General features: G+C 44.7%; 21 protein-coding genes and 1 riboswitch. Of the genes, 9 read left to right on the forward strand and 12 right to left on the reverse strand.

Annotation, left to right across the window (positions count from 1 at the left end):
• The first annotated feature begins 37 nt into the window (after positions 1-37).
• The 4 genes from fdxA (at position 38) to L103DPR2_RS09480 (ending at position 3,999) form a co-directional block, all read left to right on the forward strand.
• Positions 38-367 carry a ferredoxin FdxA gene (fdxA, locus tag L103DPR2_RS14500; RefSeq protein WP_055360865.1) on the forward strand — a complete coding sequence of 110 codons (330 nt, stop codon included), beginning with the start codon at positions 38-40 and terminating at the stop codon, positions 365-367.
• On the forward strand, positions 325-1,392 hold the full coding sequence (locus tag L103DPR2_RS09470; protein ID WP_055361964.1) for an NAD(P)/FAD-dependent oxidoreductase: 1,068 nt from the start codon (positions 325-327) through the stop codon (positions 1,390-1,392). The genes fdxA and L103DPR2_RS09470 overlap by 43 nt, the downstream gene beginning before the upstream one ends.
• Positions 1,393-1,426: 34 nt before the next feature.
• Positions 1,427-1,527: riboswitch (TPP riboswitch) on the forward strand.
• A 71-nt stretch (positions 1,528-1,598) separates the two neighbouring features.
• A complete protein-coding gene (locus L103DPR2_RS09475; RefSeq protein WP_055360866.1) occupies positions 1,599-3,713 on the forward strand; it encodes a TonB-dependent siderophore receptor in 2,115 nt (704 codons plus the stop codon).
• 19 nt (positions 3,714-3,732) lie between these two features.
• Positions 3,733-3,999: a VF530 family DNA-binding protein gene (locus tag L103DPR2_RS09480; protein WP_055360867.1), complete on the forward strand. Its 267-nt coding sequence runs from the start codon at positions 3,733-3,735 to the stop codon at positions 3,997-3,999.
• A gap of 19 nt (positions 4,000-4,018) precedes the next feature.
• Here L103DPR2_RS09480 and L103DPR2_RS09485 read toward each other — a convergent pair whose 3' ends face one another.
• The 9 genes from L103DPR2_RS09485 to L103DPR2_RS09525 all read right to left on the reverse strand — a co-directional run bounded on the left by L103DPR2_RS09485 (position 4,019) and on the right by L103DPR2_RS09525 (position 15,433).
• Positions 4,019-5,170, reverse strand: a complete 1,152-nt coding sequence (locus L103DPR2_RS09485) for a HupE/UreJ family protein (protein ID WP_156339883.1) — start codon at positions 5,168-5,170, stop codon at positions 4,019-4,021.
• Between the two features lie 11 nt (positions 5,171-5,181).
• A complete protein-coding gene (locus tag L103DPR2_RS09490) occupies positions 5,182-6,123 on the reverse strand; it encodes a YHYH protein (protein WP_197274861.1) in 942 nt (313 codons plus the stop codon).
• A gap of 157 nt (positions 6,124-6,280) precedes the next feature.
• The gene (locus L103DPR2_RS09495) at positions 6,281-7,243 is read right to left on the reverse strand and encodes an alpha/beta hydrolase (protein WP_055360870.1); all 963 of its coding nucleotides are present in this window, start codon (positions 7,241-7,243) and stop codon (positions 6,281-6,283) included.
• Between the two features lie 94 nt (positions 7,244-7,337).
• Positions 7,338-10,307 (reverse strand): TonB-dependent receptor, encoded by a 2,970-nt coding sequence (locus L103DPR2_RS09500; protein ID WP_197274862.1) that lies wholly within the window; start codon positions 10,305-10,307, stop codon positions 7,338-7,340.
• A gap of 124 nt (positions 10,308-10,431) precedes the next feature.
• Entirely contained in the window at positions 10,432-11,493 is a 1,062-nt protein-coding gene (locus L103DPR2_RS09505) for a FecR family protein (RefSeq protein WP_055360872.1), read from the reverse strand.
• Positions 11,490-12,035, reverse strand: a complete 546-nt coding sequence (locus L103DPR2_RS09510) for an RNA polymerase sigma factor (RefSeq protein WP_055360873.1) — start codon at positions 12,033-12,035, stop codon at positions 11,490-11,492. Before L103DPR2_RS09510 ends, L103DPR2_RS09505 begins: the two co-directional genes overlap by 4 nt.
• Before the next feature lie 43 nt (positions 12,036-12,078).
• The gene (locus tag L103DPR2_RS09515) at positions 12,079-13,353 is read right to left on the reverse strand and encodes a cytochrome-c peroxidase (protein ID WP_156339884.1); all 1,275 of its coding nucleotides are present in this window, start codon (positions 13,351-13,353) and stop codon (positions 12,079-12,081) included.
• Between the two features lie 2 nt (positions 13,354-13,355).
• A complete protein-coding gene (locus L103DPR2_RS09520) occupies positions 13,356-14,039 on the reverse strand; it encodes a response regulator (protein ID WP_055360875.1) in 684 nt (227 codons plus the stop codon).
• Complete coding sequence (locus L103DPR2_RS09525) at positions 14,036-15,433, reverse strand: ATP-binding protein (protein ID WP_197274863.1); 1,398 nt, start codon at positions 15,431-15,433, stop codon at positions 14,036-14,038. The genes L103DPR2_RS09520 and L103DPR2_RS09525 overlap by 4 nt, the downstream gene beginning before the upstream one ends.
• 116 nt (positions 15,434-15,549) lie before the next feature.
• Between L103DPR2_RS09525 and L103DPR2_RS09530 the strand changes: the two genes are divergently transcribed.
• The 4 genes from L103DPR2_RS09530 (at position 15,550) to L103DPR2_RS09545 (ending at position 19,712) form a co-directional block, all read left to right on the forward strand.
• Positions 15,550-16,518 carry a GDSL-type esterase/lipase family protein gene (locus L103DPR2_RS09530; protein ID WP_055360877.1) on the forward strand — a complete coding sequence of 323 codons (969 nt, stop codon included), beginning with the start codon at positions 15,550-15,552 and terminating at the stop codon, positions 16,516-16,518.
• A gap of 17 nt (positions 16,519-16,535) precedes the next feature.
• The gene (locus L103DPR2_RS14230) at positions 16,536-16,904 is read left to right on the forward strand and encodes a winged helix-turn-helix domain-containing protein (protein ID WP_082466775.1); all 369 of its coding nucleotides are present in this window, start codon (positions 16,536-16,538) and stop codon (positions 16,902-16,904) included.
• 399 nt (positions 16,905-17,303) lie between these two features.
• The gene (locus L103DPR2_RS09540) at positions 17,304-17,804 is read left to right on the forward strand and encodes a hypothetical protein (protein ID WP_156339885.1); all 501 of its coding nucleotides are present in this window, start codon (positions 17,304-17,306) and stop codon (positions 17,802-17,804) included.
• 879 nt (positions 17,805-18,683) lie between these two features.
• Positions 18,684-19,712 carry a tyrosine-type recombinase/integrase gene (locus L103DPR2_RS09545; RefSeq protein WP_082466776.1) on the forward strand — a complete coding sequence of 343 codons (1,029 nt, stop codon included), beginning with the start codon at positions 18,684-18,686 and terminating at the stop codon, positions 19,710-19,712.
• Positions 19,713-19,779: 67 nt separating this feature from the next.
• Here the strand turns inward: L103DPR2_RS09545 and L103DPR2_RS09550 are convergent, their stop codons facing one another.
• Both L103DPR2_RS09550 and L103DPR2_RS09555 read right to left on the reverse strand, forming a co-directional pair.
• The gene (locus L103DPR2_RS09550) at positions 19,780-20,754 is read right to left on the reverse strand and encodes a Bug family tripartite tricarboxylate transporter substrate binding protein (RefSeq protein WP_055360881.1); all 975 of its coding nucleotides are present in this window, start codon (positions 20,752-20,754) and stop codon (positions 19,780-19,782) included.
• 18 nt (positions 20,755-20,772) lie between these two features.
• Positions 20,773-22,203 (reverse strand): sulfatase family protein, encoded by a 1,431-nt coding sequence (locus tag L103DPR2_RS09555; protein WP_055360882.1) that lies wholly within the window; start codon positions 22,201-22,203, stop codon positions 20,773-20,775.
• Between the two features lie 107 nt (positions 22,204-22,310).
• Between L103DPR2_RS09555 and L103DPR2_RS09560 the strand changes: the two genes are divergently transcribed.
• Positions 22,311-23,267 carry a LysR family transcriptional regulator gene (locus L103DPR2_RS09560; RefSeq protein WP_055360883.1) on the forward strand — a complete coding sequence of 319 codons (957 nt, stop codon included), beginning with the start codon at positions 22,311-22,313 and terminating at the stop codon, positions 23,265-23,267.
• A 7-nt stretch (positions 23,268-23,274) separates the two neighbouring features.
• Here the strand turns inward: L103DPR2_RS09560 and L103DPR2_RS09565 are convergent, their stop codons facing one another.
• Positions 23,275-24,156 carry a hypothetical protein gene (locus L103DPR2_RS09565; RefSeq protein ID WP_231717616.1) on the reverse strand — a complete coding sequence of 294 codons (882 nt, stop codon included), beginning with the start codon at positions 24,154-24,156 and terminating at the stop codon, positions 23,275-23,277.
• Positions 24,157-24,275: the final 119 nt, after the last annotated feature.

Below are 24,275 nucleotides of genomic sequence, written 5' to 3' on the forward strand. Positions count from 1 at the left end.
ATTGAGCTCTTTAACGCTCTAGCCACTTCAAACTGACATGACCCACGTTGTTTCCGAATCCTGTATCCGTTGCAAATACACCGACTGCGTGGATGTCTGCCCAGTCGACTGCTTCCGCGAAGGCCCTAACTTCCTGACCATTGACCCCGACGAGTGCATCGATTGCGCCGTGTGCATTCCCGAATGCCCCGTCAATGCCATCTATGCAGAAGAAGACCTGCCCGCCGACCAAGTTCACATGACCAAGCTCAACGCCGAGTTGGCCTTGCTGCCCACTTGGAAAAGCATCACCAAGCGCAAAGCGCCCATGCCAGATGCCGACGACTGGAAAGACAAGACAGGCAAACTGAGCGAGTTGCAACGTTGATTCAAACCGAAGCCTTGATCATTGGGGCGGGCCCGGTGGGTCTGTTCCAAGCGTTTCAGCTAGGGCTTCAAGACATCCGCTGCCACGTAGTGGATGCACTGCCCCAAGTGGGTGGACAATGCGTAGAACTTTACGCAAACAAACCCATCTACGACATTCCTGGCATTCCACTTTGCACGGGACAAGAGCTGATTGACCAACTGCAACAGCAAGTCAAACCCTTTGCACCGCAGTTTCATCTTCAAGAATTGGTCAGTGAACTGAAAGCCACTGAAGACGGTCAGTGGCATGTGCAAACAGACAAAGGCACCCAGTTCAAAGCAGCCACCGTGTTCATTGCAGCTGGCGTTGGCGCCTTCGTCAAACGCGGCCTCAGCTTGCCAGGCTTTGACGAGCTTTTGAATAAGCAAATTTTTCACGCGGCTCCCAAGCATTCGTCATTCAAAGGCAAGCACTTGATCGTGCTGGGCGACAACGATGCTGCGCTAGAGGCTTGCGCACATTGGCGTGAAAGCCCTGATGCAGCGGCCAGCGTCACGTTGGTTCACAGACGTGACCAATTTCAAGCGGTGCCTCAAACCATCGAAGACATGAGAAAGGCCTGCGCCAACCAAACCATGCGCTTTGTAGCAGGTCAACCGACTGGCCTCGTTCAAGCCAATGGTCAGTTAACAGGACTAGAGATTCTGAATGCCCAAGGGGACACAGAGGTTTTACCTGCTAACGCTTTGCTTTTGTGCCTAGGCATCTCACCCAAACTCGGCCCACTCAGTGATTGGGGTTTGGCCATGGAACGCAAACAACTTCCGGTCAATACAGAGACCTATGCCACTGAAGCGCGCGGCATCTTTGCGATAGGCGACATCAATACCTACCCCGGTAAAAAGAAACTGATTTTGTGCGGCTTTCATGAGGCCACTTTGGCCGCTTTTGGAGCCTCAGCTCTGTTGCGTCCAGACCAAAAAACCCTGCTTCAATACACCACAACGTCCACACACCTGCACAAACTCTTGGGCGTGTCGTAGAATACAACCCGTGGCAACAAACCTTGTTTGTTGCCACATCCGCTAGGGGTGTTTTGGCTGACCAGCCAAGACTGAGAAAGTCCCTTTGAACCTGATTGAGGTAATCCTCGCGCAGGGAAGCTTGTCTAAACAACGAGGCAAATACTCAATTGCCAACATTCGTTGAATGATCCAGCCGACCTGCCATTTCGTTGAAGGAAAACGCAATGGCACACCATTTGCCAAAATTGACTTGCCACGCACTGCTGCTTGCCAGTGCCTCTGCCATCGCCCAAAACAACACCGTCTTGGTAACCAGCCCTGCCGCCCAACAAGTCAGTGGTTTTGAAAACCTCAGCCTGCGCGAAGCACCGTTCAGCGCCACCAATATCGACAACGCTACGCTGCGAGATTTGGGTGCGCAAAGAATTTCAGACGCACTGCGTTTGGATTCCTCCGTCACTGACAGCTACAACTCGCCAGCTTATTGGGACATTTTGAGCGTGCGCGGTTTCACCTTGGACAACCGCTACAACTACCGCCGCGAAGGCTTGCCCATCAGCGCTGAAACCATGATCCCCATGGACAACAAAGAGCGCATCGAACTCTTCAAAGGCACCAGCGGCATTCAAGCGGGAACCAGTGCCCCGGGTGGTTTGGCCAACTATGTAGTCAAGCGTCCACCCAACGCCGCTGAAACGGGCAGCAGAAGTCTCACAGTCAGTTACGGCAATGGCAACAACAGTTCTGTTGCCTTGGACTTAGGCGGTCGATTTGGCGACAACAATGCTTTGGGCTATCGCGTGAATGCAGCCTACGAGGACCTTAACCCGTATGTTCAAAACGCAAAAGGTCACCGTCAACTTTTGGCCTTGGCCATGGATTGGCGTATCAGCAGCAACACCCGACTTGAATGGGAAGTTGAAAGCAGCAACCGTCAACAAATGGGCGTGAATGCCGCCAGCATCACAGGCAACACATTGCCCTCGCCTGTTTACGGACAAAACAATTTCTCCAAACAAAGCTGGTCTGTACCTGGCGTATTCGATGGGCTGACAGGCAGCATGCGCCTGAAGCAGAAACTTGAAAATGGTTGGCTGTGGACCACCCAAGTGGGCGCTCAACGCTTGAAAACAGACGACCGCCTCAGCTACGCTTATGGCTGCTATGCAGAAGGCAATTACGATCGTTTTTGCAGCGACAAAACATTTGACCTGTACGACTACCGCAGCGAGAACGAACGTCGCATCAACGATGCTCTGCAAACAGAATTGACAGGCCAAGTGCAGCTGGCTGGCTTGCAGCACGACGTGAGCTTCTCTTGGTTACGTCAGCGTCAAATTGACAAGCTCTCACCCATGCAAGCCTACAACTGGGCAGGCACCGGCAGCTTGTCGGGTGTCAGCGACAGTGCCGCAGCGCCTGAGCCTTATGACTTGAACACCAACCGCCAAGAATACTCAACCGAGATCAGCGCCAAAGATCGCATTCATGTGAATCAGTTTGCAGACCTGTGGCTGGGACTCCGCACCAGTCACATTCAACGCGACAGCCAACGAACGGATGGCAGCCGCGCAACGCACGACGATCGCACCATCACCACGCCTTGGTTAGCCTTTAGCCACAAGTTGCCTTTCAACACCACAGGCTATGCAAGCTATGGCCAAGGCGTAGAGGCACAAGTTACACCCAACCGCATCCGTTACACCAACGCGGGGGTGGCACTTCCCTCGGCTAAGAGCACCCAAAAAGAATTGGGCTTCAAAGGTGCACAAGGTGCATGGCTTTGGAACGCCGCATTGTTTGACATCACACGACCTGTGTGGGGTGACCAAGGCGCATGTGAAGAAGCCAACTCTTGCACACGCAAATTGGATGGTGTGGCCGCACACAAAGGCGTGGAATTGGGCATGGGCTATCGCAGCACTCAGTGGAAATTGGACTCAGCCGCCACGTGGCTGAATGCCAAACGTGCGGATGCAGTGATCGACCCCAGCCAAAACGGTCAGCGTCCTTTGAACGTGCCCTCCTTGGTGGTGCGGGCTGCAGCCGAATACCGCTGGGCTCAAGTACCAGGTCTTCGAACATCAGTCCGTTTGAGCCATGAAGGCCAGCGCGACTTGATGGAAGGCGGCGTCATGACCTTACCGGCTTGGACCACAGCTGATTTGGCGGCTCATTACAGCACCAAGGTGGCGGGTCAAGATACTGATTGGACACTGGCTTTGGAGAATGCGACAAACCGCGCTTACTGGCGAGAGTCACCTAAACAGTTTAGCCATTACTACCTGTATGCGGGTGCACCCAGAAACTTGCGCCTGACGGTTAGAACGCTCTTCTGATTTGAGCGAAAATGAATGCATGAACGCTTCAAACGGTATGAATGATCAGCCTCTAAATCCACTGCACGGTGTGACATTAGAGGCAATTGTTCGCGAACTTGAAGCGTACTTTGGCTGGGAAGAGCTTGGGCATCAGATTCCCATCAGATGCTTTACGCATGACCCAAGCGTCAATTCCAGCTTGAAGTTTTTAAGGAAAACACCTTGGGCAAGAGAAAAGGTGGAAGGACTTTATTTGTTCATGCTTCGGAACTCTCAATCCCGAAAGCACAAAACTAAGGTTTAAGTCGAATTTAGTCTGCAAGTCAAGATGCGTAGAAAACTCGTTCAAAGAACCATACAAAACCAATCACCATGACAACTGATGAGACATACGCTGAATTGTGTGTCTGATGCAATTTGAAACCTGCGTGTTTCAGGGTAAGCATCATCAAGCCCGCAATAAAGGCTACTACAACTTGTGCACATTCAATGCCAACATTGAATCCAACAATGGCGCTTAAAAAAGGCAGGGTTCCCAAAGGCCACTGAGTTAAGTTACCCAGAGAATTTGAAAATCCAAGTCCATGAACCATTGCACAACAAAATACTAAAAACAGCCTGATATAGGCGGGAGAAACTTTTTGTTGCCAGTGATGCCATCCATCAAATGCAGCCATGCAGAAAATCGTGGCTGCTATTCCTGGTTCAATCAATTGATCAGAAACTGATACACCACCCCATAAACTAGCAAAAAGTGTTGCGGCATGACCCAAAGTAAAGCTGCTTAGCAATCCGATCAGATTGAGTAGAGTCCCTCCAGCAGACAATACAACCAGCAGGAATAGCAAATGGTCTGGTTCTTTCAGTACATGTATTGCACCGTTTTTCATGTAGCTATAAAAGATCAAAGCGACACTGGGCAGAAGCGATTGGCGAGAATTTTCTGAAGAGAATCGCAACCACTGAGTTTCATGTTGCCGCGTAATTGTCAAATCTTCAACCTGTTCATTTGCGCCTCGGCCGTACAAGGTAAAGTGCATTTCTAAATTTTTTAGCGATGAAGAATTGTGCTCACTTCCATCATTGCCAATTTGGTTTGATTCGTATCTTCCAAGTACGATCAAATGGCTTGCAGGCAAATCTGCAGCTGTGCTTGTCGAATGATCAATGTCAATCATCACCCAATTCAGCGGAATTGCACCACCTGAAGCAAATAGCAAAATACCTTCTTTTACCTTTTGTTCAATCGCATCAAAATGCACTTTCAGTTCAGGCTTAGACAGTAGCCCATCTAGATCATCGTCGACCCCTTGAAAAGCCGAAATTGGTATTGAGATAACCAGAAATGCCGAATTGCGGGCAATATTCAAAGTACCTTTTTGATTTGCAACAAAATGTGCTTTTGCTGCATTCAAGAATACCAGGCTTAAGAAAAGCACCAGTATTTTTGCAAGCTTGTTTGCAATCTTGAGCACAAGACGACCTGTTACGAAATTGCCCCCTTCACGCAACGCTGAAGGTATGGGAAGGTATCAGTCGCAAAGTAATGATAGATGCCACTGGGAAATTCAGGGGTTACACCTGAACGACCATTGCACTCGTCTAAATCTCCTAAGCCGGCCACGTACTCATAGTCCTGTGTGAATGCCCCCATAGGAAAAATGTTGGTTGCTGGTCGGTTGACATCAGGTGAAGCTTTGAGTCTGAAACTAGGTGTCATGACTTTGATTGCTGAGTTCGCATCGGTGGCGGCGCTATAGCCATAACGTGCGTATATTGGAAAACCATCTGCTGCCCAACCGATGAGCGTCATTTTTTTACCTAGATTGAATTTCGCAACAATGCCCTCAGGTACACCGTGATAGTGATACACCCCATCAGGTTGTACGTGTGCATTGTTCATGTCAGTACCAAATTTGAACGATGATTGTCCAAGCGCCTCCATTGTCCAGGAGCCGACTGGGGCGCCACCTGGGCTGCAGGAATTGCCAGAATTGTTACATGTGCCTGCAGTTCCAGGATCAAAAACAACACCATTCAGTGCAATGCCTGGCTTTGTCGTACCAGGACCAAATGTGGTAATTGCGTTGGTTTTTGTTGGCGTTAAAGTAGTCGATACAGCAATTTTTTGAGCCGTGATGGTGTTCGGATTCTCCGGATTTGGGAAAGTGCCAACTGCGTGGTCAGGGAGTCCATTCGATACGATTGAGCGCAAGGTGTTGCTACATGACCAGGTGGCCGTTGCAGTCGCATTCACGGATGGTGAATTGTTGAAAAAATTGGTGGCGTAGTTGCAAAGTACACCCACAGTGCTGACATTGCTGCTCACAGCACTAATGACGCTGGTGCTATCGCTTCCACCGCAAGCGGTTAATGTCATAGTTAGCAAAATAACCGTAGCAAACTTGAGTGAGTTCTTTTTGTGCACAGTGATCCTTTCATTGATGTTTGTGCACAATTATTGAAAAGAAATGTGTTGAAAATATGGGCAAATTGCCATAATTTCTACTCAATCTATAGACTTAGACGCTTGATTTGCGCCACGGCAAAGTGGTGATCGATAGAGATTAAATCAACTAAATGCGTCACCCTTTACTTTTGCCGAGTAAAAATAATAGCGGCACTTCTAATCGAGCCGACCAATCGACTTCGCTGTGCCGCGCGCCCTGAAATACAAGACTTTTCCAATGAGCGTTGTCATATCCAATTTCACTGCCAATCTCATCGACGATAGATTGATAATTTCCATAAATTGAATCGATGCCAAGTGTGCCATGGTCCATGTACACCAGACGTGAATTTGCAGTCGGTAGATGAAGCTTTAAATAGTTGAATGCAGCAATTGGAATGCTTGCGTTTCTGATTTTCTGAGGCGTACCCCAAGAACTTGGTTTACCAACCCAATGGGTTGAAAGACCTGCGGCTCCACCAAAAATATGAGGGTATTCACACAGTGCATAAATTGAGATGAGACCTCCCATGCTAGAGCCCATGATGTAAGTCCCATCCGGGCCATCCTGCGTTGCATACTTTTTATCAATGACAGGCTTGATCTCCTCAACCAGAAATCTCAAAAAAGCATCTGCCAATGGCTTACCCAGTTGTGCACGCTGTATGTATTCATCTCTATTTTCTTTTGGTAAAAATGACAGAAATTTTTCAGGGAAGTATTCGCTGTATCTGTATTTCCCGCCATTCGGAATGCCAACAACTATGGTGTCTTGAAGTTTCTTCTCATTGGTTAATTTATCAATTGCCAAATGGACATTCCAAGCTTGCTTGTTCCAAGCTTGGCTTGCATCAAATAGACCTTGTCCATCAAGCATGTAGATGACTGCATATTTTTTTTCTGAAGCGTAATCACTTGGCAGCCAAATATCTATATGGCGTGATTGGACAAATTTTGATTGAAAATTTTCAATTCGTTCGACGTAGCCTTTTGAAACAGAAGGCAAACGCGGAGTACCCAATGCTTCGGCATATGAATGATTCGAAAAAAGGAAAAATAAAAACCAAGTCAATAATTTTAAGAAGCACTTTCTTTGCATATTTTTTCTTTTATTGAATTCAAATCAAAAACCATCCTCGAACTGCCTCTGTACCAAGAGGCTATCGGGATGGTTAAAGCATCAGTTAATGACTTCAGAATTTGTAATTAGCACCCATTAACACTGTGCGACCATATTTTGCAAAATCGACAATTTTGTCCGGTGTTCCAGAGTAAGTTTGATAGGCCGCATTTGTCAAGTTATTGACCTGCAATATCAAACCTAAACCTTTGAGTTGATCTTGAGTGAAGTTATAACCAATTTGCATGTCAACAACGCTTTCTCCCTTCACATATCGAAGCGTTCTAGCCGCACCAAATCCCGTAATTTCCCCGATAAAGTCTGACCGTTTCCGTTCGCTTAAACGAGCGGAAAACCCTTCTTTCTCATAATAAGCGGTCAAACTGTACACATTTTTTGACATGCCAGGCAAGGGCAAGTTGCTGCCGATACTGCTATTTGGATCTTGAATTTTGATGGAACTGTTTGTGACTGACGTGCTAGCAATGATGCCGAATCCATCCAGTATTTCAGAAGCCATGTTCAACGGAATTGAAGCCGTCAACTCAACACCACTCAATTTACCACCTTCACCATTGAATGGGGATGTGTAGTTTCCAATTGGTGAAGATGCATTGGTCCCTGCAATCAAACTCGAAAAATCATGATCAGTCTGTGTAATTTGGTAAATATAGCTGGTGAGTGATTTGTAAAAAGCTGCAGCTGAGATGTAAGCTTTTTTGGCAAAATATTTTTCAAATGACACATCAATTGAATTTGCTCGCCATGGTAAAAGTTTGGCATTTCCTCCGCTGCCACTGGGAATCAAAGTTGATGGGGACAATGCAAATGTGGAGCCACTACCCAATTGATCAATTCGTGGACGTGCAATTTGCTTTGCAACACCCATTCTTAAGATCTGATCATCTGGCAAGCCCATGACAACATTCAAACTGGGCAAGACATCTGTATAACTGTCGCCATCCGAAAATGGTTTAAAGTTTTTTCCTGCGGCTGCAGTTGAATCCCATACACGTGTACTGGAAGATTGTTCGGTGGTTTGAACTTGAACACCGGTGTTGCCCCGAATTCGTACAGAGTTCCACTGAGTGTCAATGTTTGCCTTGACAAATGCAGCCGTAATTTGCTCGTTAACCTCCCAAATTGAACCTGCTTGAAAAGATCCAGCATTGGTTGAGGGCGAAAAATTCATGTACTTCGCTGTTGTGTTTGGCACGTTCCAGCTTGCAATTGAGCCAGAACCTGAAAAACTCATGTCGACGGCGTTGCCTAGCAAATCGCTAGAAATCAATGAAGTACCACCAGTCATGGATGACTGCGCAGTAATTGATCCCGATGGCTGTGACTTGTTCTTTGTTCGTGAAGAATAGTTAAAACCAAGGTCTACATCACTAAAAAATCCTGCAAGTGAATCAGGAACCGAAGTGTTGGCAACAAGTTTAAAACCTTGCAGTTCATCTTCTACATGAGTGACTGTTCCATATCCAGCGCCAAATCGGGTTGTTCCGATGAACAGCTTGCTTGGATCGGCATAATTCAAACTAGGTTTGATCATGGGGTTCGTACCAGCAGCCCAATTCACATTGAATGTATCACTCAAAAGTTTTCCAGCTGCATCTCGAAGCATGGCATTGCTTTCGAGTGTCTTTTCGTCACGTTGTGCCTTAGAAAAATTTAAATCTGCAAGCAAGGACCACCCATCAAATTTGAACTTATTGTTCCAACCTACTGACTTGATGGTGTCCTCGCGATTGGCAAAGATACCCCTCACAAGCGGTGATGTCCCTGAGACAGTCCCTCCAGTCAGTACATTATCGCTAGTCACATTGGTAGCAAGGTATTTGAATGCCGGCGCATATGCAGCACTCGCAGTTAAAGGTAACTCCAAAACATGGTCAGTCTGAGTTTGAACAAACTTTGATGCATAGGCATCCAGAACGCTTGTCCAAGTGCTGCTGGGCCGCCATTCCAATGTGGCCATCACACCATCACGCGAATTAGCTCCTCCACGTGCTGTTGAAACAATGCCACTAGGGGACGTAACACCGGTTGCAACACCTGGTCGACTTGTAGTTGACCAAGGCAAATACATTGCATTTTGCTGCGACAAAATTGGTGAGTCCAAGTGCGCATAACCCAAAGCCACACCGAGAGTCCCATCCGCAAACTGATCAATATAGCTGGCACTTAATCGTTTGCCACTGGATTTTGCGTCAGCAATAGTCCCCAAGGAATTATTTTCGCCGCGCGCATTGACTGAGATAGTTCGCTCTTTGAGTGACAGTGGACGAATTGTTTGCATGTCAATCGTTCCCGATAAACCTTGACCCACCAATCCAGCATCACTGGTTTTGTAAATCGTGACACCACTCATGAGCTCGGAGGGATATTGATCAAACTCGACACTGCGATTGTCACCAATACTGACTTGTTCGCGGCCATTCAGCAAAGTAGTTGAAAAGTCAGGCGATAAACCTCTGATGCTGATGGTCTGCGCTCTGCCTGCAACCCTTTGTGCGGACAATCCAGGCAGTCGTGCAAGGGATTCAGCAATGCTGACATCTGGTAATTTTCCAATGTCCTCAGCAGCTATGGCTTCAACGATGTTATCGGATATTTTTTTAACGGATATAGCACCTTCAACGCCCTTACGAATTCCTGTGACGGTCACAACGTCGGTGTCATTTTTGTCACCCACTTGTGACGCAGCAATTTTGAGGCGAAGCGTAGCTGCATTATTGCCAGTGTCAACAATCGTGACCATTGAGCCTTCAAGCATGCGATTCAATGCGTCCCTAGGCGACATTGTTCCCGAAACTGGTTTGGTGACCAAACCACGTACGATCTCAGGCGCAAATATCAGTTGAAACTTGGTAACTTCAGCGAACTTTTTCAGGGCCTGTTCGGCTGATTGAGATGGAATCTCAATCGCTATGATTTGAGGCGCAGATTGGGCCATGGCAGTTTGGGTCAGTGAAAGACTGGCGCATAACAGAGTGGCGGCAAAAGATACAGGTCGTAGAAAGTATTTAGAAGAAAGCATTGGTGGTCCTAGGTAGAACGATGCATGGAGGGCTGCAAACGCAGAAGAGTCATGAGTAAGACGCGCGACAACCCCATATCCCCCATGGGAGAAACCCTTGATTCGCTCTACATTGCAACTTTTCTTACTTCAAATTCTCTTTTTGAATGAGATAGGCATCAGCTGTTTTCTCTACATGCAAGCCAAAACCTTGTTCCAAGCTTCGAATAAAAACCTGAATATCAGGCGTTGAAAATGCGCCTGATATATGTAAATTCAACAAGGTTTGATCAGTGATGCGGAAAGGAACAGAAGAATATCGGTTGACTTGAGTCACAGCCTCTAAAAGTGAGGTGTTGTCAAAAATAATCCGATCGTCTGTCCAGGCCAATTTATTTCCTAAAGTAGCCATAGACAATTGTTGCAATGCAATTTGTTCTGATTGAACTGTCAGTGTTTGACCTACGCCTAATCGAAGCGGCTGTGAAGTTACATGAGATTGAGATGTCAATACTTCCACAATGCCTTCGAAAACGGTAACGTCAGTTCTTCCATCTGGAAAATGAACGACGGAGAATTTTGTACCGACTGCACGTACAGTTGTTTGACCCGCAATAACTTCGAATGGACGGTGGACATCTTTTGCCACATCAAAAAGACCCTCACCCCTTTCCAGCAAAATTCTGCGATTTTTCTTAGTGAATTCAACCCGAATAGTTGAAGCAGTATTGAGTCGAACACGCGATCCGTCAGTTAGAGGCAGCTCCAGATTCTGACCGATTTCAGTGGCGACTGACGTCATGATTTCTGAATGAACAGGTCGGACATGCTCGGACAATGTAGAAGTTTGATTTGATAGCAAAAAGAAAAAACACATAGCGAAGAAAGCAGAAACACCAACCCAAAGTTTCCAACTTAGGCTGATGTCAGCCAATTCGAATATGCGACCAAAAATGAACTTCTTTTGGGGATTAAGAGCAGTTGAAGATAAAAATGATTGGGCAGGAAATTCGGCCCGAGCAGCCTCACTCCAAATCAATGCCAAAGTATCAAGTAATTCGACATGATGAGGGTCTTCACTTAACCAAGCTTGTAAGTCACTCCGCTCTTGCGATGTTAACGGACCTGCATCAATTCGAACAATCCACTCTTGTGCCTTGCTGGCAGAACTGTTGGCAATGGGAAATGAAAAAACATTTTCTTTCATTGCTGATGCCTTTGTGGAAATTCAACTTTGGAAAGACCATTTTTATGCGTCGTATTTTCAATCAACGCTTCCTGACACAGTTGCAATGCTCTCGTAATATGCCGCTCTACAGTTTTAGTAGATATTGAAAGTTGTTTGGCGATATCTTGATGTGAAATTCCTTCAATTTTTCTAAGGTGAAAAACTTCTAAACATTTTGGAGGCATTCGTGTCATCGCTATTTCAATTGCAGCAATCATTTGCTGTTGCTGAATCAGCGCTTCTGGACTATTTCCAGCATCAAAAATTTCAAATTGAGATAAATCACCCATTGAATCAGTTGCTCGAAAAGTCCGTTTCCTTAGCTCTGACAAAGCTAAGTTTTTAGCTACAGTGTAAATTAATGCTTGACTTAATGGCGTAGCCTGACCAACCTCAGACGCGTAAGCACGCAAGAAGGCCTCCTGTGAAATGTCTGCGGCATCTTCTCGATTGCCAATCAATCTACGCAAGTATTTTTCAAGTGTTTTTTGATGCAGCAGATAGAGCTCAAGCAATTTCATACTTGACTCATATGAATTTCCATTGAACGATCATTTGCCAGTTTCATTGGCGATCACTCAGCGTCTTCAAAAAAGCAACGATTGCGTTAATTTCATCCTCACTCAATGCTGGACCAGCCGCAGATGGTCTATTGAAAGGAGCCTTTGCAACTTCAATATTTTTCAAATACTTCAAGGGTAAATCATTGCTCACTGATTGACCATACCAAAAATGCGGATTGCTATTTCGTGTGCTGTAGAAACGAACAACAGTTTCTAAATCTTTGAAAATACCGTTGTGCATGTATGCAGGACGGTCTGCAACATTACGTAAGCTTGGCATTCGAAATTTTCCGCAAAAATTCTCAATTGTGATGTTGGGAGCAACATCTAAAGGCAATGTTGGCAATGCTCTGTCCGGCCCACAAAGACCAAGATCATAGAAAGTAGGGTCTGTACTTTTGGGAATGGCGGTGTTACGCGGAATACCGCTTGCGTAGTAAGTAAACTCAGAAAATGGTGAGTCTTTAGGGTTACCACTTGTTGGGTTCATTAAGTGACAAGCAGCACAGTTTCCCTTTAGAGGGTCCATGAACAGGTTCATGCCAAATGTTTCTGTTTGGTTGAAACTTAACTCCTTGCGAACCATTGCATCGTATTTGGAGTTATAGGGCTGCAATCTGCTTAATTCAAACGCTGCAATAGCAACCCCAATGGCACTAAAAGCTTTATCCGTATCACTGAAAATCTGAGAGCCAAATACCTGTTGAAATAAATTTGAATACGATGAGCTTGCAATTTGCGCAACAACACTTTGAGAATTTTGATTGTTCATCTCCAATGGATTGAGCAGAGGACCTAGTGCCTGCAATTCCGGTGTGTCAGCACGACCATCCCAAAAAAATCCACCAACAGCTTCAGTTTCATTGTTGGCAGTCACAAAAGAAAGGCGACTTGGTATGAGTCCTAAATAGCTGTTGGTCATTGCGTTGCGCGAGCCGACTGAAGTGGCTAAGCTACCGATAGCAACTCCATTTTTTCCGCCATTGTTTCCTGCAAAACCCAACTTATCTTGATGACAGTTAGCGCAAGCGGTACCACGTGGTTCTGAAAGGTTGATGTCATTGAATATTATTTTCCCTAACTCTGCCAAACCTTCACTACCATTTTGTGAATTAGCAGACAGAACATTGGATTTCGAAGGATTATCGATTTGCCCGCCACATGCTGAGATCAAGACAGAAACAGACAGGCATGCAATCAAATTCAAAATTAATTTCATATTTTTAACTACTTTATTTGAAAAATTTTTTTGAGAATTACTTGAAATTTGACACACTCTTAGGGCAAATCAAATCGGTATCCCACGCCATACACAGAAACGATGCCATCAAAGTTAGGATCAATTTTTTGAATTTTTTTGCGCAAATTTTTGACATGGGTATCAATGGCTCTGTCACTGATATCTTTTTGAGTAGCGTGAATGGTGTTCAAAAGGTGATCTCTTGAAAAAACGCGACCAGAGCGACTCAACAGCAATCTAAGTATCAAGAATTCAACGCGCGTCAGTGGAAGCCATTCACCTTTCAAACGGATTCTGAAAGCGTTTTCGTCTACAAACCATGGATTAGCGTTTGCTATAAGCTTCCCCTCTGAGCGGCGAAGTAAGGCTCGGATTCTTGCGATCACTTCACGGGGCGCGAAAGGTTTGCAGACATAGTCGTCTGCGCCCGTATCTAATCCCAACAGTCGATCAACTTCTTCGACTTTCGCAGTCAGCATTAGAATAGGAACGTCACTGAAAGTGCGTATTTCTTGACATAGCTGAATGCCATTTAATTCGGGAAGCATCCAGTCCAAAATGATGGCATCAAATGTTTCATCCTTTGCAAATTGCAATGCAGTGCGTCCGTCGTAGGCAGCAATGCCGCGGTATTGATTGGCCTTTAAATAATTAATCAGTAGATCCGAAATTTTTTGATCATCTTCTACAACTAAAATTGTGTGAGATGCATTGATATTCATGTTGTAGCATCTCCATCAATTGGCAATTCAAGGTGCATAGAGATACCACCTAATTCAGAATGACTTGCCTTCAATAACCCATGATGCGAATTTGTAATTTGCTGACAAATTGATAACCCCAATCCACTGCCACCAGTCCACTTCGAACGTGAAGTGTCTGCACGGAAAAGTGGATCAAAAAGGTGCTTCAAGTCATTTTCAGATGCGCCAGGGGCCGTATCATTGATGTCAATTGACACAGCAAAAGGGTTTTTCAATTGAACCGTGACAAAGACCTTACCTGGTGAGTCTGTGTGGCGAAGACTATTGTCAATCAAGTTGCCAACAAGTTGATCAATTCTTCTGCTATCCCAACGAACTTGCAATTCCTCAATCTCAATGAATTGCACATTTAAATGAATATCTTTGGTAGCAGCCTGACGTTGAAATCTGTCAACTATTTGTGAAATTAATTTTTTTAAATTTAATTCTTCAAAATAACAAGGCAAAACTTGAAGGTCTGAAAGCGCCAAAAGGTGTAGATCATTTACCAGAGAATTTAACTTCAATACTTCCTCACGCAATGAATTCATAGACGTTGGTGAATAATCAATAACACCCTCTATCAAACCATCAATTTCACCACGCAAGATTGTGAGTGGCGTACGCAATTCATGCGAAATATCAGCAAGCCATTGACGTTTTGTTTTTTCAAGTATTTCTAAGCTGCTGGCCATTGCGTTAATGTTGGCCATCGCATCACCTATTTCATCGGTCCGATTTGTCTTTAAGCGTGTCTGCAATTTTCCTTTTGCTATCAGCTCACTTGCGCCTTGTATTTCTATCAACGGCTTAACCCATTGCTTCGAAATCCAAAGGGCAAGCATCAGTGCCGTCACCAGCAGAAGAAAAGAAACTGCTAAGGTGCTTTTGTATTGCATCGCAAGAAATCTGTATTCAACTTCGTTTGGAACCGGCTTTAGTTTGGCCATTCGGACAAATGCAACAACTGAATTACCAAGAGTGACGGGTCTGTCTATTGTTTGAGCGGATTGACTAAGTGCAGGTGTTCCAAGTATGGGATGTCCGTCAGCGTGGTAGACAGCAATCCGATCTTTGAATGCATCAATACTGTCAATCGGTCTGGGAGGTGGTTTAAAACCCAAGGCAGCATTGAGTTCTTTTCCTGGCAGAACATCTTTCAGGGCTCTAATAGGAGATGCACCGTGTATTTTTGCGAATTCATGAAGCAAATCATGCAAATTGGTACCGCTGGCTTCCATTTTTTCGACACCGCCATACTTCTCTGCAGTCATGGCAACTAAATCGGCAAATTGCTCGAGTCTCTCTATATCTCTTCCTGCCAGATATTCTGAAAAACCATCTCGCAAATTCCAAGCCGTAAGAGAACCCATGGCAACCACTGTGATCAACACACTGGAGACTAACAACAGCGCTTGTTTGTGTACTAGGCGAATTCTCATCTTGCCTATTTAACACGAAGATTGTGTTTGGAATGTGAAGTTTCATCATGGATGCGATACTGGTCATTCAATTCACAATTTGCACACAATTGAACTTGATAATGAAAAAAAGTAGCCTCTTTGCGTTCTATTTTTCGTGCTTTTCAAAATTTCACATCAAATTTATGTCCCACCTTATTCAATCTACAGGCGCATCGAAAAGTCAAAATTTATTTTTTGCACTGACTATTGCATTATTGAATCTTTTTGTATCGCAGCACTCGTATGCAGACGATACTTTCCGTTCCACGAAACCAACGGCACGCGTTGAGCATTTTCAAAAGAGACAACAAGAAATCAATCAATTTCTTCAAAATTCAAATGACTTGAACGAAGTGAAACTGTTGTTCATAGGCGATTCAATTACTGACTTTTGGCTGTTTGACGACAATCCGTGGGTCAGCGGACAAAAGTACGGCCGAAAGATTTGGAACGAAAGCTTTAATGTCAAAGGTGACAAAAATTTTTCGTTCAACATGGGCATTTCAGGCGATCGACTCGAGCATGTTTTGTATCGCATCTTGCCAAAATCACAAGGCGGATTGGGCCAGTTAGATTCGAATGAACTTAACCCCGAATTTATAATTTTGATGCTTGGCATCAACAACAGTTGGGCTGTAGAGTCGCCTGTGGCTGAGAGCGTTTACCAAGGCATTCTGGCAAATTTGCGAGCATTGCGCGACCTGAAGCCTAAATCTCGCATCGTTTTGCAATCTTTATTACCAACCAACGACACTTCGAAAAACAAAGAACTCGTGTTAATTGTGAATCAGCGTCTGCAAGCGTTGGTTGCAACTCCTGAATTTTCTAAGTTTGTAGTATTTTTAAATCTATACCCTTATTACATTGATGCTGATGGCCGTCAAATTGCGCCATATTTTGCTGATGGTCTACATCCCAACGATCAAGGCTACAAAGTTTGGCGTGATAAGTTGCTTGAATTTTTGACGAAAGTGCGAGTTACGCAAACGCAGTAATTTTCTGAAGTCATGTCATGACAAATTCATTGAACGCTTCTTCTCCACAGGTCACTGACATAGATTCATATTCCAATCATATTCAAATTTATGAGGTTGGTGATCTCTGTATCAATTCTCGCAATCGCAGCGTTGTGTGGCGTGGGAAATCTTTAAAGCTTACAGCGACAGAATTTAACTTGCTTTTTGTTTTGACTCAACACAGTGGCAAAACAGTTAGCAAATCGCAATTGTCATTAGAGGCTTTGCATAAACCTCTCCAAAAGTTTGACCGAAGCATTGATGTTCACATTCATCGGTTGCGTTTAAAAATGGGCCCCAATGCCGACGGTATGGCTGTCATTCAGACCATCCACAAACAAGGATTTCAATTCTTGATTGCATAAAAGCCAGTGATATACCCATAGCATTTATCTTTTTTAACATTTTTTCATCTGGAGTTCTCAACACTTCTGCCGATTCCTAAAGCAGCGTGTATTGGGCGCGCTTGAAAGTTAATGAGCAAAAAAAGTGGTGATATGTCATCAACGGCAATTAACTTCCGCTATCAATGTCATTTGCCAATTGAGCGGTAGTTTTTTGCCGGTTAAGAAGTTTTCATGTGTTCTTTTTATTCCAATTATTTGTTTTGATTGATGCTAAGAATAATTAATCTTAGAAAAATTTTTTGTTGAAAAATTTTTTAATCTTTCTTAACAAAAATTGATAAAAATATTGAGCATCAAAGACAAACTTGACATGTTTTTTGCTTGTTAATTTCATCAATCACTTAACTGGAGAAATTTATGTCTGCTATTGGTGGAATTCAAACTAATGTTGCAATGAGTGCTGCTTATTCGCGATCGGCTTCAGGTCTTACAACAGATCAAAAAAATGGCATCCAATCCGTATTAAAAAATTTTGACGCAGAAAATCTGACAGCCAATGATGCCAAACAGATCACTTCAGAATTCAAAAAGTTAGGTGTTCAGCCAGGCAAAGACTTGGAAACTGCGATGGCAGCTTCTGGATTCGATGCAAGGCAGGTTGGGCAACTTGCATTTGGTTCGGCAATGCCTCCAGGAGGACCCCAGGCAGGTAATCAACCGCCTCCTCCGTCGATGGTTGATAAAAATTCAACTAAAATTGATGTGGGCGAATATTTGACGTCGCTCATTGCATCATTAACTACAAATTCAGAAGATTCTTCCAAAGATGGCATGACTAAAAATGAGCTTAGCCAGATTCTTCAGAATGCAAGTGATTTGCTAGGCAGCACTGGAAATTTGGTAGATCGTTCTGTTTAAGGCTTCTTGGACGTAGCATTGGGTATATTGCTATTGATCTATATGTTCTTGACTCCGTAATCCATTTGCAGCTCTATAGTCAAGATTCTTGACGCTATCAACCGTCCAGAGTATCGCTACCGTCCAGACTCTGGACACCCCTTACCTGTCCAGAGCAACACAAGTGTCTAGTTTCTGGACGGTTTGTTTCGTCTTATTGCATTTGGCCAGATGATTATTCAATGCCCAAACGAGCTCATGCCAAAAAAACTGTCGCCCCTCGAAAAACTGCTTTTTTTTTGCTACAATGCGAGGCTTAGCGAAATGCCACAGACGCTCTTAGTCGTAAAGACTCTGAATTTCTGTGTACTTTTAAGCTAACAAACCGAATATTCCTCGATAGCTCAGTCGGTAGAGCGCCGGACTGTTAATCCACATTAAAGCCTTTTCAAGAAATTTGAAGAGGCTTTTTTTCGTTTAAAAACAATAAGTTATGACGGTTTAATGATGTAAAATATCAATTACACATATATTACACAGCTTTATTTAAAGGTCGCTCGAGTTAATCATTAAATTACTCTGGACGCTTTCAATTTTTTCATTATTTAGATTATCAATATAATTAATGGATTGATTTTTAATTAATTTAATTAAATCTCTTTTTGATATTATTTTTTTAAGTCAAAGTTAATCCGGAAATTGATTAAATATTAATGCGACAAGTGCTCTGGACGCCCTGCTACCGTCCAGACTCTGGACGCACCTGTTTCCTGCCCCAAGCCCTTCCAATGCATCGGGACACCAAACCACGGTTGTCCAATCCTGAGGTCTGAAACTAAATTTGTGTCACAAGAACTCATTGTTGCGATTGCTTAGGCTCAGCAACTTTTGATCAAACACATGACACATGAAATTCAAATTGCTCACAACACCCATCTGAGCACACTTGTCAAAAAGCGCATTTCAGTTGGTGGCATCGATGTTGATGAAGACTTCGTCAAAGAACTGCTCATCAAACATTTGAAAGCGAATGACAGCAAGCACCGTCCCACTCTCACCGACGCCTTTGAAATCTACATGGCAGAGAACACTTCCGCGCATCGCAGAAAGTTCAAGCTCAATGCCAATCAATACTTCAATAGGTTTGTCGCAATATTTGGCGACCTCTATCTCGACGAGCTAAAGCATTGGCACATCACTCAATACCGTGACACGCTGCTGACTCAGGGACTGCATCCAAATAGCATCCGCAAACACAACAACATCCTCAATGCCATGATCAACATGGCATTCAAGCATTTGGACATTGACAGGCTTAGCCCCTTCAGGGGACTGAAGATAAAGGGTGAAGGGGAAAACATTCGCCCTATCCCACCCATCACGCCAGAGAAACTTGAACTTGTTAAAAACCGATTAGTGAAGCTCAATACACCGGCAAGTCTTGTCGGGCTCATCCAACTCAATACAGGTATGCGCATTTCAGAGCCCACACTGGCCAGACTAGATGACCTTGTGCTCGAGCATGACATACCTCACCTTTGGGTTAGGAAAAACAGCCTCACAGACCGAAAAACCAAGGCCAGCATCAGAGCAGTTCCACTTGTAGGTATTTCCTTGCAAGCTGCAAAGGTGTTGCACACTCGGGCCAAACAACTTGGATCTGCTTGGTTACTGCCTCAGTACGCAAAGGAATTTGGCGGCTGTGCATGCTCAGCCATCTTGAACAAAAATCTGCGACCCTTTGAGTTTCGCAGTCACATGTTCAGGCATGCGTTCATCGATAGACTCAAAGCAAGAAATGACATTCCATTGCCTTTAGCGGAAAGCATTACTGGACACGGTCGTGGGCAAACTGACTTCGCGGTTTATGGCAGTGTTGGTTACACCCTCGAGCAAAAGCTAGAAGTCATTCAAAAGATTGCTGTCTAATTTCAAGAGTTCAAGGCACTTGACATCTAGTGCCTTACTCCAGGAAACGGGAATTGAACTTCATCGATTAATCAGCCTCAATCTTGAGTTCCTTACAAAGCGCTCCCCAGCGAATTGATTCTGCCTTCATGAAAGTACCAAACTGATCAGCGGTAGTAGGCGTTGGGTAATAACCTAAACCAACCATCTTCTCTCGAATCTCCTTTTTATTCAAAGTCTCATTCAATGCACGATTGAGTTTTTGCACAACGGCAGGTGGTGTACCCAAAGGCGCCACCATTCCCTGCCAGCCTGTCACCACGTAATTTTTCAAACCTGACTCTTTAAAAGTTGGAATGGTTTGAAACTCTGGTGCGCGGTCAGCTGCGGTCAAAGCCAAAACTTTAAGCTTTCCACTTTTGACATGCGGCATACCAGCGCCTAACGCGTCAATCATGCCAACCACCCTGCCCGCCATCAAGTCAATTAAAGCTGGGCCACTTCCCTTGTAGGGAATGTGTTGAATTTTGACTTGTGCTTCAGATTTCAACATTTCAAAAGCAAGGTGAGTAATTTGTCCATTACCGCCAGACGCATAGCTCAACGCGTTGGGTTGAGACTTCAACAAATTTAAATAGTCGGCTGTTGAATTGACATTCAAAGTAGCAGGCACAAAAAGAGCCAACGGTGCGTACCCCACCTGCCCTATTGGTGCCAACTTGCTGGGTAAGTCAACAATGGGTTGTTTTGAGATATGTTCTAAAACTGAAAACTGACCCACGTTTCCCAAACCAATGGTGTACCCGTCGTTTGGAGCACGCATAATTTCTGCAGAAGCAATGGCCGTTCCAGCACCAGGCTTGTTGTCTACAACAATGTTTTGCCCTAATTGACTCGACATACCTTCGGCCAATACTCTGGCCAGTTGGTCGATGCCACCACCCGGCGGAAATCCAACTATCATGCGAATCGGCTTGGTAGGGAAATCTTGAGCAACAGCTGTTTGACCCAAAATAGCACTGCCTAACAGTGTCAAAAAAATTCCAATTTTTTTGAAGTTCATGCTTGTCTCCCTATTAGTTTAACGGTGTTCACGAAAAACGTTTTGCGTTTTAATTTGACTCTCCATTCGCCAAAGCAACAGTCTGTCCATCAGTTCTTGACGAACGGCGCCGTGATTTTGCGAAGACCAGAGGTTGTTGTTTTCTTCTGGATCGTTTTCGAGGTCAAAGAGCTGGCCAAAACTTTCATTTAAAAAATGAACCAACTTCCAACGCTGCGTCCTAACCATGGTCATGAACTGGACCTCAGTCAAAATGTTGTCTCGACCTTGTTCACAAAAGACAGCGTCACGGCCTACCCATGAGGGATCTTTGAATGCAGGCTCAACAGACTCGGCTTCTATCCCCTCAGGCAATTTAGCCTGCGCCTGCGAAAGCAGCCACGGCACAATGTCCATGGCTTGAATCAATGCACCAGACTTCTGACCCTCGGGAACTTTTCCTGGAGCCCAAAGGATCATAGGCACTCTTGTAACTTGCTCGTACATAGTCCATTTTTGGCTGTGCCCATGATCGCCTAAACAGTCACCATGGTCTGACGTAAATACGATGATGCAATCGTCCAAATAGCCCTTTTTCTCGAGTGAAGAAACAATCTTTCCAACAGCATCGTCAATCATGGTGACATTGGCCATGTAATGTGCACGTTGACGATGGCGATGTTCATCCGATGGCTCAAGTTGATGCACCACTGAATCGTGATCGATCTCAACGTTGTGTTGGCGTAGATCATGAAACGGTTGGGGCTGACCGTCTAGATCTGAGTCGCTCACTTTTGCAATTGGCAATTGCTTGTCAATGTATCTGTCTAAATATTCAGGGGTTGGGTCATAAGGAGGATGAGGCCCAGGAAATCCAATTTGTAAAAACAAAGGCTCTGCTTTAGGTGCAGTATCAATCCACCAGCATGCCCTGTCTGCTACAAAATTATCAGAATGGGTTTCCGTTGGGAGCAGCCACTCAAAAGCGCCAAGCCGTTGACGATAGTCTGGAAACTGCCTGTACTGAACCCTTTGCTGCTTAACCAGGCCTCTTGCCGCAAGCGATCGGTCCCAATCATCAAAGAAAAATCGACCTTCAAGGAAGCGATCCTTGTTTTCGACAACATAGCGTTGATGGTAACCAGCAGAGGTATCCAAAGGCCATGTATGCATCTTGCCGACATTGATGCACGTATACCCGGCTTGTGCCAAATTTTCTACCCATGTATGACGCCATGTGTCAGCGTTTTTCAAGATCCCTGTGGTGTGCGCGTAGTAACCCGTAAAGAGACTAGACCTTGCTGGGACACAAGAGGCCCCAGCCACGTGGCACTGGGTAAAGTGCGTTCCCTCTTTAATGAGCCTGTCCAAGTTAGGCGTCTCCATGTGAGGATATCCAAGCCCAGCAATGGTGTCATAGCGCTGTTGATCTGTGATGATAAAAATGATGTGTGGTTGCTTCATAGTCATCAGAGGCGCAGATTGGTTTTAAAAGATCATGCTAGCGCTCTATCATTCAAATAAATAGTGATATTTTTTGATCTTTCCATTAATATTTGGAATGGAAAGGTGTTGCCATGGATCAAATTAAATTGAAGTCAATCAGCCCCAATACGATGTCTGCACTCAGAAGGCTTCGAATGCGACATTTAGAACTGCTCTGCCATTTAAAAGAAGAGAGCACAGTGAGCTCAGCCGCTATGAAGCTCAACCTCACGCAGCCTGCGGTAAGCAAAATGATTACGGAAATTGAAACAATCTGCCATGCAACGTTATTTAGAAGAGGCAGAACAGGTATATCAGCTAATGAAAAAGGCACCCTACTGATTCGTCAGGCTTGTGACATGGTGCAAAGTTTTGATCGATCTCTTCTAGAAATTAACGCTCTCGAGGAAGGCGCAAGTGGCCTGCTTCGAATGGGCTCTTTTTCCACGACCAGCATATTCCCCAAGCTGGTGACCAACCTCATGAAAAAACTACCGGATCTCAAGGTGCAAATTCAGGAGAGCCCACCACAAGAATTAATTAACGCGCTAATTAACCACCAGCTCGATTGTGTTGTCACCAGTTTTTCAAGAGAAATGATGGCGGATGAGAGAACTAAATCTTTGAGGCTACAGTCTATTTCTTCAGACAACATTTGCATCGTTGCCTCTTTAAAAAACCCGCTATCAAACAAACGTTCCGTTCATTGGTCAGATGTAATTAAGCTTCGGTGGGCGTTGCCACCCAAAGACGCCTTGATGACCAAGGAGTTGATGTATGCACTTAAGAAAATGGACTACCCAGACATTTCACCCGTCATTGAGTCGATGTCAGCAGTCACGATGAAAGGGCTGATTCAATTTGATGACAACTTACTTGGAATAATGCGCGAGCATCAAGCAAAAGAAGAAGCTCGCGCAAAGAGTTTAGTGATATTGCCAATTCAACCCAAAATCAAATTACCTGATATTTATCTTGTGACCATGAAGCAAAATTTGATTCCTCATGCAACCCTGCAAGCCCTACAGGGTGCCATTCAAAGTGAGTGAAATCAATTCAGGGCATGCTTCCCCTGCCTTCTTTGGCGTGAAACTGTTGCGAAGTCTCCCAAGCCACTGTTTGCAAATGCTTCACAACATCCGCAGGCAACCCGGCGGTGTACTTGTTCCCAATAGGATTGATTTTGTAGACCGAAGCCAAAACTGTACTGGCTGCCAAATAAGTACCCGCCATGTTGGGATGACGTTTGTCAGCGACCAACAGTCCCAACTCTGGACGCTTTGCTAGGGAGTTTGCAAATGAATAGCCGGCAGGCACCACCAAAGCGTTATTGAGTTTTCCCGCCTTAATGTATTCAACAGCCAATGGCTCTGTCATTTCAGGCTTGTCAGCATAGGCCCACGACATGAAAAGGATAGGCTCAGAACCAAACTTGCGGACTGTGTCGCTGTGCTTTTTGGCAAACTCATAAAAAATTGGTTGTAGTTTTGGATGGATTGGACATTGACTGCAATCCATCATCATGGTGGCATCAAAGGGCCTGTCAAATGTGTTGAACTGGACCTCGTTATCTCCAACAAATGAATAGCTCCCCACTGCGTTTGGCTTGAAATGCGCCGCAACATCGTGCCAATTAATTCCTGAGCCGCTGATGGTGGCTGATGAAGACCGGTGACCCTTTTGACCTGCAGCGCTTAACAACTGTGTCACATGACCATGCATAGAGTTGTTGTAATAGAAGAAACTATTGCCCACCCAGAGCATGGATTTCACTTCCGTAACTTTGGGAAGTGGCTTTGACTGGCTCACTAAATCTATTGGACTAAAGCTTGCGCAACCAATCATAGATGACGCCGCCAACAACATAACGAAAAATTTGGACGTAGAACTGAACATCATTTCCCTTTCATGGATAACCCAATCTAACGGAAAATCCAAATAAAGCTCATAGGGTTATCTCTTGATTCAAGTATCCCATTTCCTTTGCCCAGGACTTTACCGGGGATGTTCGCTGACAAACTGATTTTGTTGTTTATGGCAGCGTCGCCTACTCGCTC

Origin of the sequence: Limnohabitans sp. 103DPR2 (assembly GCF_001412575.1) — a bacterium.
Lineage (GTDB): Bacteria > Pseudomonadota > Gammaproteobacteria > Burkholderiales > Burkholderiaceae_C > Limnohabitans_A.